Raw genomic sequence first — 15400 nt, 5'->3', positions numbered from 1 at the left:
AACCAGGGAGACCGCATGAACCGCACCCCCGCGAGCATCGTCGAGGCAGCGTTCCGCTGCTACCGGTCACAGGACCGGGAGGCGGCCGTACCGCTGTACGCCGAGGACTTCACGTTCACCAGCCCCCAGGACGACCGCATCGGCAAGGAGGCCTTCTTCCGCCGGTGCTTCCCCACCGCCGACCGGTTCACGGAGCAACGGCTGCTGCGGGTGACGCCCGCCGACGGGGAACTCGTCTTCGCCTACTACGAGTACGAGCTGACCACCGGCGACCGCTACCGCAACGTCGAGGCGATCACGGTCCGGGACGGGCTGATCCGGGAGGTGCAGGTCTTCTTCGGCGGCCGGCAGCCGGCGCCGAGCCCGCCCACGGCACCCTGAACCGGCCTCTCCGGATCGTTCCGCCTCGCCGACCCGTCCCGGGCGGCACCCCGGCGCCCGGCGGCGTCAGCAGATCCCGCCGGGCCGGGCCGCGGTGGCCCGGAGCAGGTCCCGCAGCAGGCCGAAGTCGACGTTCTCCGGCCTGCGGAACCGCAGGCAGCCCTTGCCCATGTCCTGCCCGGCCAGCCGTTCCTCGAACGCCTCACGGACGTCACCGCGCATGAGGTAGAAGGAGATGTACTGCTTCTGGCTGGCGAACGCGATCTCCGCGGCGCCGTCCCGCTCGTACGCGGGCATCCCGTACGCCATGACCTCGTCGAAGCCCACCAGTTCCTCCCGGCACAGCTGCCGCAGCGCGGCCAGCACGGCCCTGCGTTCCTCGGGAACCCCGGTCAGGTAGCCGTCGACGTCGCTCGCCCCGCTCTGCACCATTCCAGGAGGCTATGCCGGATGCGGAACCCGCATCAACATTTCAAGCTCCTCCCGGACGTTGTGGGATTCCTCCAAGATCCGGGCGGCGAGCCGGTCGGCGCCGGTGATCACGCGACCGGCCGCCCGGGCGTGAGGATCGCTTCGCAGCGGCCCGGGAAGAGGGCCGGCACCCAGTCGAGGCAAGGGGAACCCGGATGACCCACGGGTACTCGGTGTTCGCGGAGACGATGGCCGACCTCACCTGGCCGCAGGTCGAGGCGGCGGCCGCCAGGGGCGCGCGCGTGCTGCTGCCGACCGGCGTCATCGAACAGCACGGCCCCCACCTTCCGCTCGGCACCGACGCCTACGGCGCCTACCAGCTCTGCCGGCTGGTGAAGACGGAACTGGAGCGGCGCGGGGAGGAGACCCTGATCGCCCCGCCGGTGCACTGGGGGATCAACCAGGTCTCGGCCGGCTTCGCCGGAACCTTCCGCACCCGCCCCGAGACGGCGGCGGCACTGCACACCGACATCCTGGACTCCCTTGCCACGGACGGCTTCCGGCGCATCCACCTGATCAACCACCAGGGCGACCTCGCCCACAACCTGATGCTGCTGGACGTCGTGCGCGAGCAGCACCGGAAGGGCCGCACGGGCGTGGTGCTGGTCGAGCCGGACTTCGTGGCCGACCGGCTCGCCGACGCCGCCGACGGGACTCCCGCGGCCCTGGGCGTGTTCGCGATGCGGCCACTGTTCGAAGGCCTGGAGCTGAGCGGCGAATTGGGCGTGCACGCGGAGGAGATCGAGGCGGCGATGATGATGCGCTGGTTCCCCGAGACCGTCGACCACGAGGCGATGGCCGGGCTCAAGCCGACCGGCCTCGGGACGGACGACCTCGCGGAGTGGCGGAAGGGCGGCGAGCACGCCCGCCGGGTGACCCCGCAGGGCTACTTCGGCGCGCCCTTCCCCAAGGACCCGTTCCTGTTCAGGTTCCATGAGCGGATGGCCCGCGCGATGGCGGACGTGGTGTCCGCGCGGTCGTGAGTGACGGACCGGCGGGCCTGGGGGAGCGAAAAACCGGTTGGGCCCGCACGGGCGGATCTGCCACGCTCGGCGGATGGGTGCATTGGATGGGGTGGCGGCCAGGGTCGCCGGCGGAGCCACCGTCGAGTTCAGGCCGAGCGGTTCGTCGATGGTCCCGCTGATCCGCAGCCGGCAGCTGGTGGCCGTCGCCCCGGTCGACCCGTCCAAGCTGGAGCTCGGCGACATCGTTCTCGCCCGGGTCGCCGGAACCGTGTACCTGCACCTGGTGTCGGCCCTCGATCCGGCCAGGCGGCGCGTGCAGATCAGCAACAACCGGGGCCGCATCAACGGCTGGACCGGCCACGACCGGGTCTTCGGCATCTGCGTCGCCGTCGAGGGCACGCCCCGGGCCGGGGCGGCGGACAAGACCTCGGCTGCCTCCCCCGCCCGGCCCTGAGGCGCGCGGGACCGCCTCGGACCGAGGGCGTGTCTCATCCAGGAGGCCCGTTCGGGGCCGTCAGGAAGAGGTCCCGGTGCCGGGCGGCCAGCGGTGTCCGGCTTCGTGCAGGCGCTGCAGGGCCATGAGGTCGTTGGCCACCATCACCTGGGCCAGCCCGGCCGCCGCGGAGACGACGGCGGGCCAGCCCGGCGAGTCCAGGTAGTCCTCGTCGGGGGCCCGGGCGCCGACCGCCTCCTGGACCGCGCCGTAGGCCGCACCGAGCCGGGCCATCAGCTCGACCTCCTGCTCGGTGCGCAGGCTGTACCCGAGGGACCGCCCCGGATCGTTCGCGTCGCAGAAGTCGTCGAAGAGCACGTGCACGGTGTGGGCGAGGTCCTCGAACTCGTCCCGGTCGAGCCACACCTCACGCTGCCAGGTCGGGCTGGCCAGCGCCACCACGGCGGGCACGACGTGGAGGCGGAACGCGGGGAGGGCGATGCCGTGATCGGTCACGGGCCGAGGGTACTCACTCCATGATCACCGGTACAGTCCCCGGCCGGCCGAGCGGGAGCAGGTACTGGATCGGCTCGCCGAGGTCGTCCAGGCCGAGGAGTTCGTGGGCGAGGTCGTCCTGGAGGCCGCCGAGGGGGGTGGTGCCGAGGCCGAAGGCGGCGGAGGTCAGGAGCAGGTTCTGGGCCAGGTGTCCGGCTTCCAGGACGCCGAGGCGCAGGGCGCGCAGACCGTAGCGGCGGCGCAGCCGGGCGAGGTCGAGGTACACGGCGAGGACGGCGGGGGCCCGGTCGACGCCGATGGCGTCGGGGTCCTCGGCCGGGCGGGAGAGGTAGGAGGAGAGCGCCTTGAGGTCGTCGAGGGCGGGGGCCGGGCCGATCGGGCGCAGGCTGCGGTGTTCGGGGAGGCAGTGGTAGGTGCCGGCGGGCAGGCCGTCGACGGCGAGGGCGAGCAGGCGCAGCCGGACGGTGTGCAGGGCGCCCGCGCTGGGGTACGGGCGGTGGCCGGTGTCGGGGGCGGGGGCGAAGGCGGACCAGAGCAGTCCGCCGAGCGCGCCGGCGGTGAGCGGGCCGGTCAGCGGGCCGCGGGTGGAGCGGCGGGTGCGCAGGGCGTCGGCGAGGGTGACGGGCGGCAGCGGGTCGGCGGGCAGCGGGAGGTCGCCGGGGCGGGGGCTCGGGGCCGGGTCGTGCGGCAGGTCGCGCAGGGCGGTGTCCTCGCCGCGGCCGATCTGGAACTTGCTGCGTTCCAGGTACTGGTGGTCGGGGGCGTGGTGGTCGGCGGGGAAGAAGGTGAACGGCTGTCCGGTCTCCAGCAGGGTGCGGGCGGCGAGGCGGCAGACCGCCCGTTCCTCGTCGGGGCCGACGCCGAGCCGGTTGAACAGCATGTGCAGCTGGGAGGCCCAGATCCACTCCAGGTGCTCCTCGGCCTCCTCGGCGGCCGAGGCGGGCGCGGCGGCCTCGGCGGCCGCGACGGCCCGCATCCGGGCGGCGCCCTCGGCGGCCCGCGCCGCCCAGTCCCCCAGCCAGGGCGTGGCCGTGCCGGCGTCCAGTGCCGCGCGCAGCTCCCGGGCGCGGCGGGCCAGCGTCTCCCGCTGGCGGGCGAACACGGTGTTGACCCGGGTGTGCACGGCGGCGCCCGGCAGCGGCCGGAACTCGGTGACCCAGCGCCAGGCGGCGGCGTGGCGGCGCAGCCAGCGGGAGGCGGCGAGTTCGTCGAGGCCGAGCGCGTACGCGGTGGTGTGGGCGAGGTCGAGGGCGAGCTGCAACCGCTTCTCGGGGGCCGCGCCGAGGGCGTGCAGGGCGCGGACGGCGGCGCGGGTGGAGTGGGTGAACACCTCTTCGGCGATCGGCAGCAGGGCCGCGCCGCCGTAGCGCTCGGTCTCGGGCTCGTACGGGACCTCCGTCACGGTGCCGTGCCCGTCCGCGAACGGGCCGTCGGGCGCGGTGCGTCGGGTGGCGAGGCGGGTGAGGTCGGCGGCGAGGGAGGCGGGCGCCGGGCCCGGGCCGCGGTGGCGGATGCGCAGGTGGGGGCCGCCCTCGCCGTAGCGGATGAAGAACCAGTCGGTGCCGGCGAGCCCGTCCATCAGCGGGGCGAGGTCCTCGGTGAGGAAGGCGTCGGCCTCGCGGGCGGGCAGCGGCAGCGCGAGGTGCAGGCTGTGCCAGGTGGTGGCCGGCAGCGCGTGGGTGGTCATCGTGTGCTCTCCGGTGGGCCAGGGGCGTGTCTTTCGGATCACGTCGGACAAGCGGGCGGCGTGATCCGGAAGACACGCCCTCAGGGGAACGGGTGCGGGTGGAGCGGGAGTTCGTCGTGGCGCAGCGGCGCGGGGGTGCGGCCGAGGCGGTACGGGACCTCCAGCAGGCGGGACAGGCCCCGGGTGCGGCGGTTGGCGTGGCCGAAGGTCATCGGCAGCGTGCCGGGGACGACGACCTTGGCGCAGTGCAGGCCGAGCCGGTCGCGGACGCCGGGCTCGTCCTGGGTGACCACGAGGACCTCCAGGTCCTCCCCGGCCAGCCGGGTGACCGTCCGCTCCAGCAGGTCGGTGAGGTCGGTGACCGGCTCGGGGTCGCCGGGCCAGCGCTCGGTCCAGGGCACCGGTGGCGGGCCGGCGAAGAGGAAGTCGAGGCGGGGCTGGGCCTCGGGCAGGGTGTTGAGGCCGACGTGGTCGTCCAGGGAGACGACGAGCTCCGGGCGCTCCAGCATCGGCCGCAGCCGCTGCGGGTCGCGCGGCCCGCCCGGGGCGGTGGAGCGGTGGGGCGCCTCCTGGACGTTGGTGACCACCTCGGCGACGGCGGAGCGGATCGCCGTCCGGGGGTCGTGGTGGGCTCCGGCGGCCAGGAGGGTGCGCGGGGCGTCGGGGTGGTCGCCGCGGTGGCGGCAGAGGGCGATCACGGCGGGTACGCCGAGGTCGTTGGTGGCGTCGAGCAGGGTGAGGTGGTAGCCGAACAGCTCGGCGCGGTCGGCGAGTTCGGCGATCTGCGGGTCCTCGGTGGGGACGGCGACGCCGGGCAGCGGGGTGCGGGCGTACCAGGCCATCAGGAAGGCGTCGCGCTCGGCGACCTCGAACAGGCCGTAGAGCGCGGCCTCCTGGGGGCTGTTGCCGAGTCCGCAGCCGTTCGAGGACTCGTAGACCACCCGGGGGCGGTCGCGGCCGGGAACCTCCCAGTAGGCGACGCGCTCCGGGACGGCGACCGGGCGGCGGCGGGTGAGCGACCAGCCGTGCACCCAGTCGAGGACCAGCTCGGGGGTGTACGGGGCGGTGGCCGGGGTGGGGTGCCCCTGATGGGGGTCGTCGGGCAGGCCGAGCCGGGCCGGGTCCAGGACGGCGTCCGGGCCCAACTCGCGTGCCAGTTCGGCGTAGGAGGCGCGCAGGACGGTGCGGCGCCCGAGCGGCCGCATGCCGGCGTGCCGTTCCACCGCCTCGAAGAGCGCGACCCGCTCGCTGGAGCGGAAGTCCGCGGCGCGCCCGTACCCGCCGTCGTCGAGCGCCCGGCCGTCGGTCACCCAGGCGGTGGTGAGGGCGAAGGCCGAGTCCTCGGTGCGGAACAGCCGGCGGACCGGGCCGAACCGCTCGTCGTACAGTTCGGCCCGCAACTGCCCCGCGTCGGTGCGGTCGTTGGGCCCGCGCAGGACGGCCGGGTCGGGCAGCGGGCGGGGGGTGGCGGGCAGCCGGGCGGCCTCGGGCGTGTCGGGGGGCAGCGGCCGGCAGACCTCGCAGCCGCCGACGGGGCGGACCCGGTGGGTGGACCAGGTGGCCCGGCCGCCGTGCACCACGTGGACGGTGGCGCCGTCGGCGCTCTCCGCGGCCTCGGGGCTCCCGGCGCTCTCCGCGCTCTCCGCGGCCTCGGGGCTCCCGGCGCCCTCCGCGCCCTCCGCGGCCTCGGGGCCCTTGGCCAGCTCGGCGGCGAGCGCGGTCACGGCCTCGGCGAAGGCCGGGGTGCCGGTGCCGCCCAGCGCCAGGGCCGGGCTCTGCCAGGGCACCCGGCCGCCGGCGGTGGCGAGCCGCTGGTACTCGACGCAGGCGAGGCAGGCCGGTGCGCCGGGGGCGAGCACCGGCCCGACCACGGTCAGCGCGCCGTCCTCGCGCACCGGCACCAGGCGTACGGGGTGTGCCAGGGCGTGCCGGCTGAGCCGGGCGGCCAGGCCCAGGGTCCATTCGGTGAGGTGGACGACGGCGGTGCCGCTCGTGGCGGCCAGCGCCTCGACCGGGGTCAGGACCGGCAGCTCGCTCATGGGCGGCCTCCTTCGGCTGTGAGGGCCGTGAAGCCGCAGCCGTCCAGGGCGTCGGCGAACGGGCGGGCCTCGGGGGTGGCGGGCCGCCAGCGGGCGGTGCGCAGACCGGTGATCCGGACCAGGGCGGCGTGCAGGTCCGCCTCCCGGTCGGCGATGTCGGCGAGCCAGCGGTCGGCCCAGCCCAGGTCGGTCCAGGCCGCCGGGGTCCGGCCGGCGGCGGCGAGCGGGGCGGCGGCGCCGGACAGGACGGTGTGGTGGACGGCGGCGAGGCCGGCGCCCCGGGCCATCAGCCGGGTGAGGGCGGCCAGTGCGGCGTGGGCGACGGCGTCGGCGGGCGTGGCCTCGACCGCCCTTCCCTCCTCCACCTGCGCCAGGTACACCGACTCCCCGGAGAGTTGACGGATCGTCGGTTCAGGTGCTCGGCCGAGCCGGCGGGCCAGGACGCCGTACCAGTGCCCGGCCTGCGGGTGTTCCCGCCAGGCGGACTCGGGCACCGTCCGGTCGCCCCTCGCCGCCCGGTCATCCGGGAGCGGCCGGTCGCCCCGCACCGCCCGGGCGAGCACGGCGCGGCGCAGGGCCAGGCCGAGGGCGTGGTCCGGGTCGACGCCGACCACCGGCACGGCTCCCCCGCCCACCGCCGCCAGGTGCAGTTCGGCGGACCGACAGGCGGCGGCCAGCCGGGCGAGGTCCGTCCGCACCGCCCCGGCCGCCAGCGGGCCGGCGGGGGTGGCGCAGGAGACCAGGGCCACGGGCAGCTGCGGGAGGTCGCCCGCGGAGGGTGCGTCCAGCACGCCCAGCCGGGGGTCACCGAGGGCGTTCACCCGGCGCAGCGCCTCGGCGAGGCTCCCGGGCGGCGCGGCGACGGCCCCGGGGCCCGCCGCCCACGGGTGGTGCTCGGCGTGCGGCGGAGCGGCGTCGGCGATCAGGACGGTGGGGCGCCCGTCGAGCAGCCGCGGATCATCGGCCGGCTCGCCCGGGTCCGGCAGGCCCGCGACGGCACAGAGCAGCCGCTGGGCGCCGGCCGCGGCGAGCAGCGCGAGGAGCACGGGCGGCGGGTCCGCAACGGGGGCGGGTTCCAGCCGGGCGGCGAGCGCCGCCGCGTCCGTCCGGGCCCGGGCCGGGTCGGCGGGCTCGGTGACGAAGCCGCCGTCCGCACCGCACTGCACCGCGACCGCCAGCTCCGTTCCCGCCGGACCGTCCGCCGTGGCCACCACCCGGCCGGCGGGCAGCCCGGGCTCGGCGACCACCGCCGGGGCCGCCGTACCGCCCCGGGCCAGGGCGCGCGCCATCGCGCGGGCCGACGGGCCGTCCGGGTCCGCGGCGGCCACCACCGGGCGGGCGGCCGCCAGGGCCGCCTCCGCACCGCCGGGGTCGTCCGCCACCGCGCCCGGCCAGGGCGGCAGTCGGACCCCGTCCGGGTGGTCCACGAGCAGGCCGTGCTCGCGAAGCCGGGCGGTGACGGTGGCCAGCGCGGCCGCCACCCTCGGCTCGACGGTCGCCTCGACGGCCGCGTCGGCGGCCTCCGCCTGCGGCCCGAGCCGGGCGGCGAGCACCTGCCACAGCGCCGGGAGCGCCCGGCTGCCCTCCAGGGTGACGCTGCTCTCGCGCCCGCGCAGGTGCAGCCCTTCGCGCAGCGGCGTCACCGCCACCCCGGGGCGCAAGCGGGGCCGAACGGCGTCCGGTTCGGCCGTCATGCCGCCCCCTCCAGCTTTGTGCGCCCCGCGCCGCCCGTCGCCCCCGCGGCGCCCGACTGCTCCGGGCCGCCCGGCTGCTCCGCGGCGCCGAGGAGCGTCTGCCAGCGGTGCCCGGTCAGTTCGGGCACGCTGCGCACCAGCAGGTGGGCGGCCAGGTAGCGCTCCATCGGGCGGACGTCGCAGATCGCGAGCAGCCGGTACAGGCCGTTGGTGCCGGCCCGGTTGATCAGGTAGTCGGGACGGTGCCACATCCTGCCGTCGGGGTCGGCGCGCTGCAGCAGTCGGTGGAACTCGCTGTAGCGGGTGCGCAGTTCGGCGTTCCAGCGCTCGGCGGTGGCCGGGTCGCCGAGTGCCTCGGCGCGCTCCCGGTACTCGGCGTGGCGGCCGCCGAGGTCGGCGCCGGCCGTCAGCCGCCGCTCGGCCAGGCTCCAGGCGGTCGCCGACCAGTGCGCCCAGTCCCGTTCCCAGTCGCGCGCGCCGCCGTCGGCGATCCGGCCGACCAGCGCGGTGACCGCCCGGCCGCTCTGCTCCCAGCGGCGCTCGAAGGCGGCCCGCAGGCTGCCGTCCGGGTCCTCGTGGACCAGGAAGTCCTCCAGGTGCGAGAGCACCGAGTAGTGCGCGCCGACCAGCCCGTCCGGGTGCGCGGTGGCGTGTGCCGCGAGCGCCGTCACCACCAGCTGCACCCGCGCCTGCGGGGTGTCGCCGTGCGCGCCGAGGAAGTGGCAGGCCGAGTCGAGGGCGGGCAGGCCGGTCCGCAGCAACTCCTCGCGCAGCTCGGCGGATTCGGCGCCGATCAGCGCCCGCAGGGCGTCTTCGGCGGACCGGTCGGCGGGCGCCGCCACCACGGTGTTGTCCGGCACCAGCGGCGCGTACGGCGGCGCGATCAGCTCCGCGCGTCCGGCGACGGCGGCCTCGGCGAGCAGCTGCTCGTCCGACCGGTCGGCCACGGAGGGGTGCGCGGCCGCCCACGCCCGCAGCGCCTCGGCGGCCCGCTGCGCCGCCCCGGCCACCCGTGCCTCCGGGCCGCGCAGCCGCAGCCGCAGGTGCGGTCCGAACCGCCAGTGCCGCTCGACGTGGGCGGCCAGCCCCTCGGCCGCCGCCTGCCGGGCCAGCGGCAGGACGGCTTCGCGCAGCGCGCGGGCCTTGTCGGGCCGGTAGTGGTACAGGACCACGTCCCAGGCGGTCACGGCCCCTCGGCCGTCGGCCGGGTCACTCATCGGGCGCCTCCTCGGCGATGGCGGTACGGACGGATTCGAAGGCGCCGGCCGCCTGCGCGCTGCCCCGGCCGGGCCGGTACGTCTCCACCACGAGTTCCACGGCCCGGGTCGGCTCCGGGTGACCCGCGATGGCCGGGAGGGCCTCCTCCAGCACCGCGCCGCGCGGGTGCCGGGTGAGCCATTTGGCGAGGTGGCGCAGGTGCAGCGGGTTGCCGAGGTCGACGGGCTGCGGCTTGGGGGCTCGCAGGTGGGCGACGAAGGCGTCGCCGGGCGTGCCCGCGGGGTCGGCCGCGGCCGGTGCGGGGTGGAGGAAGAGCTGTTCGGGCAGGTCGAGCCGGGCCCGCCAGCGGGCGACGGCCGCGGCCGGGACCCCGTCGGGGCCCGCGTCGGCGGCGAGGTCGGCCCGCAGGGCGTCGAGCACTCCGGCCGGCAGGAGCCAGCGGCGGCGGGCGAGGACGACGTGCCGGTGGCGCAGCCGCGGGGTGCGCAGCACGGTGCCGCCGGGCGCGGCGAGGGTGGTGCGCGGCAGCAGCGGCCGGAAGTCGACGACTCCCTCGGGGTGGTCGTTGAGCAGCGGGCCGAGCCGCCGGGGCAGCATGACCGGTGCGAGGAAGCCCAGGTAGAGGACGTCGAGCAGCTCGCCGGTGGTGCGCAGCCGCAGCCGGAGCTGGTCGTCGACCGGGTCGTGCACGAGGTCGAGGTCGGACTCGGCGAGGCCGGTCCACTGTCGGTCGGGGCCGATCTCGTCGGCGAGCAGTCGCGGGTGCAGGTTGGCGTTGAAGCCGCCGACCGGCCGGATCTGGGCGGCGCGGGCGCCGGCGCCGAGGCCGGACCGCAGCTGCCGGGCGACCTCGGTGGCGGCCTGCGGGGCCAGGCCGTCGAGGAAGCGGCTGGTGAAGCGCCCCCAGCCGCCGTAGACGTGGTTGACGCACAACAGGCCGTCCGCGGAGCCGCGTTGGACGAACCAGGAGTAGCTGAGCGGGCGGGCCGCGGTCCAGTGGGGCAGTCGGGCGGCCAGGGCGCGGATCCGCTCGGCGGGGAGCACGAGTTCGCCGTCCTGCTCCGGCAGCTTCGCGAACTCCTCGCGCAGCGCGGCCAGTTCGTCCGGGGGTGTCGGATCCGCCCAGGAGTCCGCCAGGGCGGCAGCGAAGTCCCAGGGGGCGTCGCACACCCCGCCGACGCCGTAGCGGGCGACGAAGCGGCCCCGGGCAGCCCGGCGCATCAGGTGAGCGTGGTCGAACAGCTCGGCGAACGCGGTGAGTTCGGCGAGCGCCGCCCGGTCGGCCGCGCCCGGCCGGGGCTGCGGCGGAGCCGGCGCGTGGACGTCCTCGCTGAGGACGCTGAGCGGCGCGGCCTCCTGCGGCACCGGCCGGCCGGCGTCGGCCAGCAGCAGCCGCCAGCGCTCGGCGAGGACGGCCAGCAGTTCGGGGCGGTGCTCGCCCGTGGTCACGGCCAACTCGGCGTTCTGCAGGTCGAGTTGTTCGATCCGGTGGGCCAGCTCGGCGTCCTGCGGCCACTGCCGGAGCCACCCGGCCAGGCTGCGGAGCGGGTGCCGGTCCTGCGGGTCGACCGGTTCGGTGGGCACCAGCAGCCGGGCCGTGACGAGCTGGTCCACGAAGCGCTGCGCGCCCGGGTCGCCGCCCGGCCGTCCGAGGGCCTCGGCGAGCCCGGCGGCGAGCCGGTCCGGCGGGGCCGGGGTGGCCGCGAGCGAGGCGAGCAGGGCGAGTTCGGGCCGGGCGGCGAGTTCGACCTCCTCCTCCCGGGTGACCAGGAAGCGCCCGCCCGCGAACAGCGCCTCCGCGCGGGCGTAGCGGGCCCGGCCGTCGGCGACCCGGGCCGCGCTGGTCATCCGGTGCGGCAGCGTGCGGCTGCGGCGGGGGTCGTCGAGCAGGGCCTGGACGAGCGCGGTGACCAGCGCCCGGTTCTCCCGGACGCAGGCGCGGGGCTCGCCGGCCGCGGCTTCGCCGTCCTCGGAGGACCAGCCGACGGCGGTGAACCAGGACAGCGGGCTGGTCTTGGCGGTGGCCCGCAGGGCGTGCCGCAGTACGGCGGCCTCCTCCTTGCGCGCCCGGCCGCGCGGCGGTTCCCCGGTCACGCCCGCGGTGTTGGCCACCGCGCGCAGCAGGTCGGCGCTGGTGAGCGCGACGGCCCGGGTGAAGGCGGGCTCCCGGCAGATGTCCGCGAGGGCGGCCCGTTCGGCGGCGAGGGCGGGCGGGACGGCGTCGGCGAGCGCGTCCAGCAGCCGGGCCCGCAGCCGTCGCAGCTCAAGCCACTCGGCGAGCCGCGGGATCCGGCGCGGCAGGTCGGCGAGCCGGTCGAGCAGCGCCGCCCGCGGCGTTCGCCCGTTGTGCAGGTCGCGGCGCAGCGGCAGCACGACCCTGCGGTGGAACTCCTCGTCGTGCCCGGCCCGGCCGGCGTACAGGTCGTCGCAGAGGGCCGGCCGCAGGGCCTCGGCCGCGGCCTCGGCGGCGGCGAGGTCGCGCAGCAGCGCCCGGGTGTGCGCCGTGGCGGCGGACTGGGCGGGCCGGGCGAGCACGGTGGAGCGCACCAGGGCGTGGCGCGCGGCGTACGCGGCCGGAGCCGGTGCGGGGACCGGCGCCCGGGCGTCCCGGGGCGGGGCGGCGCGGTTGGGCATGGGCGGTTCCCTCCGACGGGGCCTGGGGGCGCGTCTCGTGGGACTGGTCGGTTCCGGCCGCGGCGCCGTCGGCCCGACCGGGTCCGCGCGACAGGTCCTGCGGACCCGCGGCAGGCGCTGTGGACGCGGGACGAACCCGGCGCGTCCGGTGGACGCGCCGGGTCCCTCCTGGCACCGTGGCCGCGGCCTCAAAGGGCCCGGCCGACGGGTTCGGGCTGTTCCTTACATGTCCTGCGGCTGCGCGCAGGAGGACGAGGCCTGGCAGGAACAAGAGCCCCAGGAGGCGCCGTTCTCGGGCAGCGCGACGGTGTCGCGCAGCGAGGTGACGGTCAGCTCGCTGAGGTCGAGGTCCTGAAGGTCGAGGCTCTCGACACGGGACGCGGTGATGTCGGACATGGCGTTCTCCCTCACGTTGGCAGGCCTGCCGGTCGAACCGGAAGGACGGGCCTGCGATCAGATGTTGCGGGATGTGCCGGGCCCCCCGTGGGTGCGCCGCCCGCGGGTCGCCCGGACCCGGGCTTCGCACCGCCCGACGGCGACTCTAGGCGGCGGGCGGCGGGCGGCGGTACGGGCCACCGCCACCTTGGCCGGAGCCCGCGCCTGGTCGGCTCAATACCGTTTCCACTCAAGCGGAACCCCAGTCCTCACGGATCCCCGCCCCATCGGCGGGTGCGGTCCACCGGGACGGTCCGGGGCACCGAGGCAGGGGGCGGCCCGGACGGGCGGCCCACGGATCCCTTTGCCGCACAGTGAAACTGACGAAACGTCACCATTCGGCCCGGACCGGTCGGGGCCGGTCAGTGCAGCGGCAGCAGTCCCGGCACCGGGCCGCCGCGCCGGGCGAGACGGCGCAGGAAGGTGGTGACGCCGGGCGTGCCGACCGCCCAGGCCCGGGCCTCCGCGTCCGGCCGGCGGCCGGGCAGCAGCGGCCGGTCGGGCGGGCCGCCGGCCCGGGTGAGGATCAGGGCCGCCAGTTCCTCGGCGGCCGCCCAGTGCCGGGCCTCGCCGGTGGCCACCGCGAGGTCGACGAAGAGGTCCCCGACGCCCGCGAGGCCGCAGCAGCGGAACACCTGCGCGGTCCTCGGGGCGAGCGTCCGGCAGGTGTCGGCCGCCTCGGCGGCCAGGGCGATCAGCGCGTCGTCGCCGTCCCGCCGGCCGGCCTGGACCAGCAGGGTGCCGAGCCCGGCCAGGCCCCGGCACCAGGACAGGTAGCGGCGGGTCGCCCCGGGCGCGCGGGCGGCGGCGGCGATGCGCGGGAGGTCGGCCGCGAGTCCGTCCACGATCTGCCGGGCGGCGTGCCGGGACGCCTCGTCGGGCATCGCGAGCAGGAAGTGGGCGACGCCCGCGCGGCCGTGGGCGAAGCCCTCGGCCAGGGCCGCGGTGCCGGGGTTGGGATCCTCCCCGAGGTCGTCCAGCGGCCGGCCGGCCAGGTCGGCGGCGCAGTCGGCCGCCGCCGCGCGGTGTGCTCCGGCCGCCGGGCCGAGGGCGGCGAGCAGCAGGTGCCCGGTGCCGATGCCGGCGGTGCCGCCGATCTGGTCCACGCCCGTCCCCACGTACCGGCGGTGCCGCGGGGGCTCGGTGCCCAGCGCGGCGGCGGCCTCGGCGAGGAACAGGTCGACGCCCGTACGGCCCTGGTACAGCGAGCCGTCGAGGTGGTCGAGGGCCGGGTGGGCGGCCGTCCAGCGGGCCAGTTCGGCGGCGGCGGCCCGGGCGTCCGGGCGCTCGGGGTGCTGGAGCAGTTCGAGGCCGAGTCCGGCCGCGCCGTCGTACAGCGAGAGCAGGGTCCGGGGGCGCTCCGCGCCGGGGTCGGCGGCGACCAGTTCGCGGGCCATCCGGACGCAGGTGGTGACGGTGTGGTCGAGGGCCTCGGCCGGCCGGCCGCCGCTCCGTCCGCCGGGGGCACCGCGTCGGACCGGGCGGGGTCCCTCCCGCAGCCGGGCCGCCGCGGCGGCGCGGTGTACCGGGTCGAAGCTCAGCAGGCCCTCGACCAGCTCCGCCGCCGGGTGCCCGGGCTCCGGGAGGGCGGCGCGCAGGCAGGCGAGGGTGCGGTCGCGGTTGGTCGCCGGGTCCTGGTCGATCACCACCGGGTCGAGGCCGGTGAGGGCGTGGTGCAGGGTGGCGCCCAGCGCGTAGTGGTCCTCGGTGGGGTCTTCGCCGGTGGCGCCCGGCAGGCCGTACCCGGCGGTGGCGCCCGGGGGGCGGTCGCCGGCCAGGGCGCTCACGCCGAAGTCGACCAGCGCGGGCCGGCCGTCCGGGTCGAGCACCACGTTGGCGGGCTTGAGGTCGCAGACCACCACGCCGCGGGAGTGCACCGCGTCGAGCACGTGCAGCAGCCGGCGCGCCAGCGTCCACCAGTCCCGTCCGCCCGCTGTCCCGGCACCGGCACCGGCACGGGCACTGGCACCGGCGTCGTACGGGCCGGCGGTGAGCACCTCGCGGCGCAGGTCGATCCGGCCGCGGGCGGCACTGACCAGGTACTCGTCGGTGCCGTGCCGGAAGTAGTCGACCAGTGCGGGCACGCCGGGGATCCCGGCCAGCGCGTCGAGCACCCGCTGCTCGTGCCGCAGCCGGCCGCGCGCGTCGGTGCCCGCGCCGTCCTCGGCGACGAAGGCCCTGGCCTGCTTGATCACCACCTCGCGCCCGGTGGCGAGTTCGACCGCGCGGTAGACGTGGCCGCTGGGCGCCCGGGTGATGCCGGCGGTGATCCGGTAGCGGCCGGCTCCGACCCGGGTGGTCGCCGGGCGGGCGGGGGCGTCGGCCGCTTCGAAGGGGTCGTCCGCCCACGGCGGCCGACGGTAGCGGGCCTCGGCCAGTCCGGGGAACAGCGAGCCGTCCGGGCCCGCCATGCCGGCCTGCGCCTCGTCGTCGGTGACGCGGAACGGCCCGTAGCGGTAGTGCACCGGGGCGTCGGGCCGGACGGGGCGGTCGCTCACCACGGCGGGGCCTTCCCGGCCTGCCAGTGCCTGCGCCAACTCCAGCCCCAGGGATCGGACTTCCTCCGGCCGGGGGTAGACCGTGACGGCCTTGCCGACGGCGGCGGCGCCGAGCCGGCCGCTGTTGAGTTCCCACAGTGCCGCGGCGCTCACCGCGAACTTCACGTCGCAGACGCGGCCGAGCAGGATGGGAAGGACGGTGTCCAGCAGGGCCGCGAAGCCCTCCGGTCGGGCGGACAGGTGGAGTTTCCAGCCGTGGGCCAGCTCCGGCATCCGGGGGTCCGGGAGGTACCACCACTGGCCGTCGGTGCGCAGCGGGCGGTGCGGGCCGGGCGCCCGGGCGGCCAGTTCCTCGGCCCGGCGCCGCAGTTCCTCCTGTCCCAGGACCGCGGCGGAGCCGGGGTCGGGCGGTGTGCTCATCGTTGCGTC

Annotated in this window: 12 protein-coding genes; 3 read left to right on the top strand and 9 right to left on the bottom strand. The window is 77.3% G+C overall.

The window, feature by feature from the left end:
• Nucleotides 1–15 precede the first annotated feature (15 nt).
• Nucleotides 16–381 carry a nuclear transport factor 2 family protein gene (locus ACGFSC_RS06445; protein WP_359907913.1) on the top strand — a complete coding sequence of 122 codons (366 nt, stop codon included), beginning with the start codon at nt 16–18 and terminating at the stop codon, nt 379–381.
• A gap of 66 nt (nt 382–447) precedes the next feature.
• Here ACGFSC_RS06445 and ACGFSC_RS06440 read toward each other — a convergent pair whose 3' ends face one another.
• Nucleotides 448–813: a DUF1801 domain-containing protein gene (locus ACGFSC_RS06440; protein ID WP_359907916.1), complete on the bottom strand. Its 366-nt coding sequence runs from the start codon at nt 811–813 to the stop codon at nt 448–450.
• Between the two features lie 194 nt (nt 814–1007).
• On the opposite strand from ACGFSC_RS06440, the gene ACGFSC_RS06435 reads away from it, so the two are divergent.
• Together ACGFSC_RS06435 and ACGFSC_RS06430 are read left to right on the top strand one after the other, a co-directional pair.
• The gene (locus tag ACGFSC_RS06435; RefSeq protein ID WP_359907919.1) at nt 1008–1835 is read left to right on the top strand and encodes a creatininase family protein; all 828 of its coding nucleotides are present in this window, start codon (nt 1008–1010) and stop codon (nt 1833–1835) included.
• Between the two features lie 73 nt (nt 1836–1908).
• Nucleotides 1909–2271: a S26 family signal peptidase gene (locus ACGFSC_RS06430; protein ID WP_359907922.1), complete on the top strand. Its 363-nt coding sequence runs from the start codon at nt 1909–1911 to the stop codon at nt 2269–2271.
• A gap of 60 nt (nt 2272–2331) precedes the next feature.
• Here the strand turns inward: ACGFSC_RS06430 and ACGFSC_RS06425 are convergent, their stop codons facing one another.
• From ACGFSC_RS06425 to lanL, 8 genes are all read right to left on the bottom strand, one after another.
• Nucleotides 2332–2766, bottom strand: coding sequence for a hypothetical protein (locus tag ACGFSC_RS06425; RefSeq protein WP_359907924.1), 435 nt, complete (start codon nt 2764–2766; stop codon nt 2332–2334).
• 13 nt (nt 2767–2779) lie between these two features.
• Nucleotides 2780–4453: a thiopeptide-type bacteriocin biosynthesis protein gene (locus ACGFSC_RS06420; RefSeq protein ID WP_359907926.1), complete on the bottom strand. Its 1674-nt coding sequence runs from the start codon at nt 4451–4453 to the stop codon at nt 2780–2782.
• Between the two features lie 80 nt (nt 4454–4533).
• Nucleotides 4534–6492: a TOMM precursor leader peptide-binding protein gene (locus tag ACGFSC_RS06415; RefSeq protein WP_359907929.1), complete on the bottom strand. Its 1959-nt coding sequence runs from the start codon at nt 6490–6492 to the stop codon at nt 4534–4536.
• Nucleotides 6489–8186 (bottom strand): hypothetical protein, encoded by a 1698-nt coding sequence (locus ACGFSC_RS06410; RefSeq protein ID WP_359907931.1) that lies wholly within the window; start codon nt 8184–8186, stop codon nt 6489–6491. The genes ACGFSC_RS06415 and ACGFSC_RS06410 overlap by 4 nt, the downstream gene beginning before the upstream one ends.
• The gene (locus ACGFSC_RS06405; protein ID WP_359907934.1) at nt 8183–9403 is read right to left on the bottom strand and encodes a lantibiotic dehydratase C-terminal domain-containing protein; all 1221 of its coding nucleotides are present in this window, start codon (nt 9401–9403) and stop codon (nt 8183–8185) included. Before ACGFSC_RS06405 ends, ACGFSC_RS06410 begins: the two co-directional genes overlap by 4 nt.
• Nucleotides 9396–12038, bottom strand: a complete 2643-nt coding sequence (locus ACGFSC_RS06400; protein WP_359907937.1) for a lantibiotic dehydratase — start codon at nt 12036–12038, stop codon at nt 9396–9398. The genes ACGFSC_RS06405 and ACGFSC_RS06400 overlap by 8 nt, the downstream gene beginning before the upstream one ends.
• Before the next feature lie 222 nt (nt 12039–12260).
• The gene (locus tag ACGFSC_RS06395) at nt 12261–12434 is read right to left on the bottom strand and encodes a thiazolylpeptide-type bacteriocin (RefSeq protein ID WP_359907940.1); all 174 of its coding nucleotides are present in this window, start codon (nt 12432–12434) and stop codon (nt 12261–12263) included.
• A 401-nt stretch (nt 12435–12835) separates the two neighbouring features.
• Entirely contained in the window at nt 12836–15391 is a 2556-nt protein-coding gene (gene lanL / locus ACGFSC_RS06390; protein ID WP_359907943.1) for a class IV lanthionine synthetase LanL, read from the bottom strand.
• Between the last annotated feature and the right edge of the window lie 9 nt (nt 15392–15400).

Source organism: Kitasatospora sp. NPDC048715, from assembly GCF_043198905.1.
Taxonomy (GTDB): domain Bacteria; phylum Actinomycetota; class Actinomycetes; order Streptomycetales; family Streptomycetaceae; genus Kitasatospora; species Kitasatospora lactacystinica.
The sequence above is the reverse complement of the archived record's forward strand: the minus strand, read 5'-3'. Positions and strand labels throughout refer to the sequence as shown.

Coding starts and splice junctions, on each gene's coding strand:
- ACGFSC_RS06445 (WP_359907913.1), top strand. CDS start 16: ATGAACCGCACCCCCGCGAGCATCGTCGAGGCAGCGTTCCGCTGCTAC.
- ACGFSC_RS06440 (WP_359907916.1), bottom strand. CDS start 813: ATGGTGCAGAGCGGGGCGAGCGACGTCGACGGCTACCTGACCGGGGTT.
- ACGFSC_RS06435 (WP_359907919.1), top strand. CDS start 1,008: ATGACCCACGGGTACTCGGTGTTCGCGGAGACGATGGCCGACCTCACC.
- ACGFSC_RS06430 (WP_359907922.1), top strand. CDS start 1,909: ATGGGTGCATTGGATGGGGTGGCGGCCAGGGTCGCCGGCGGAGCCACC.
- ACGFSC_RS06420 (WP_359907926.1), bottom strand. CDS start 4,453: ATGACCACCCACGCGCTGCCGGCCACCACCTGGCACAGCCTGCACCTC.
- ACGFSC_RS06415 (WP_359907929.1), bottom strand. CDS start 6,492: ATGAGCGAGCTGCCGGTCCTGACCCCGGTCGAGGCGCTGGCCGCCACG.
- ACGFSC_RS06410 (WP_359907931.1), bottom strand. CDS start 8,186: ATGACGGCCGAACCGGACGCCGTTCGGCCCCGCTTGCGCCCCGGGGTG.
- ACGFSC_RS06405 (WP_359907934.1), bottom strand. CDS start 9,403: ATGAGTGACCCGGCCGACGGCCGAGGGGCCGTGACCGCCTGGGACGTG.
- ACGFSC_RS06400 (WP_359907937.1), bottom strand. CDS start 12,038: ATGCCCAACCGCGCCGCCCCGCCCCGGGACGCCCGGGCGCCGGTCCCC.
- ACGFSC_RS06395 (WP_359907940.1), bottom strand. CDS start 12,434: ATGTCCGACATCACCGCGTCCCGTGTCGAGAGCCTCGACCTTCAGGAC.
- lanL (WP_359907943.1), bottom strand. CDS start 15,391: ATGAGCACACCGCCCGACCCCGGCTCCGCCGCGGTCCTGGGACAGGAG.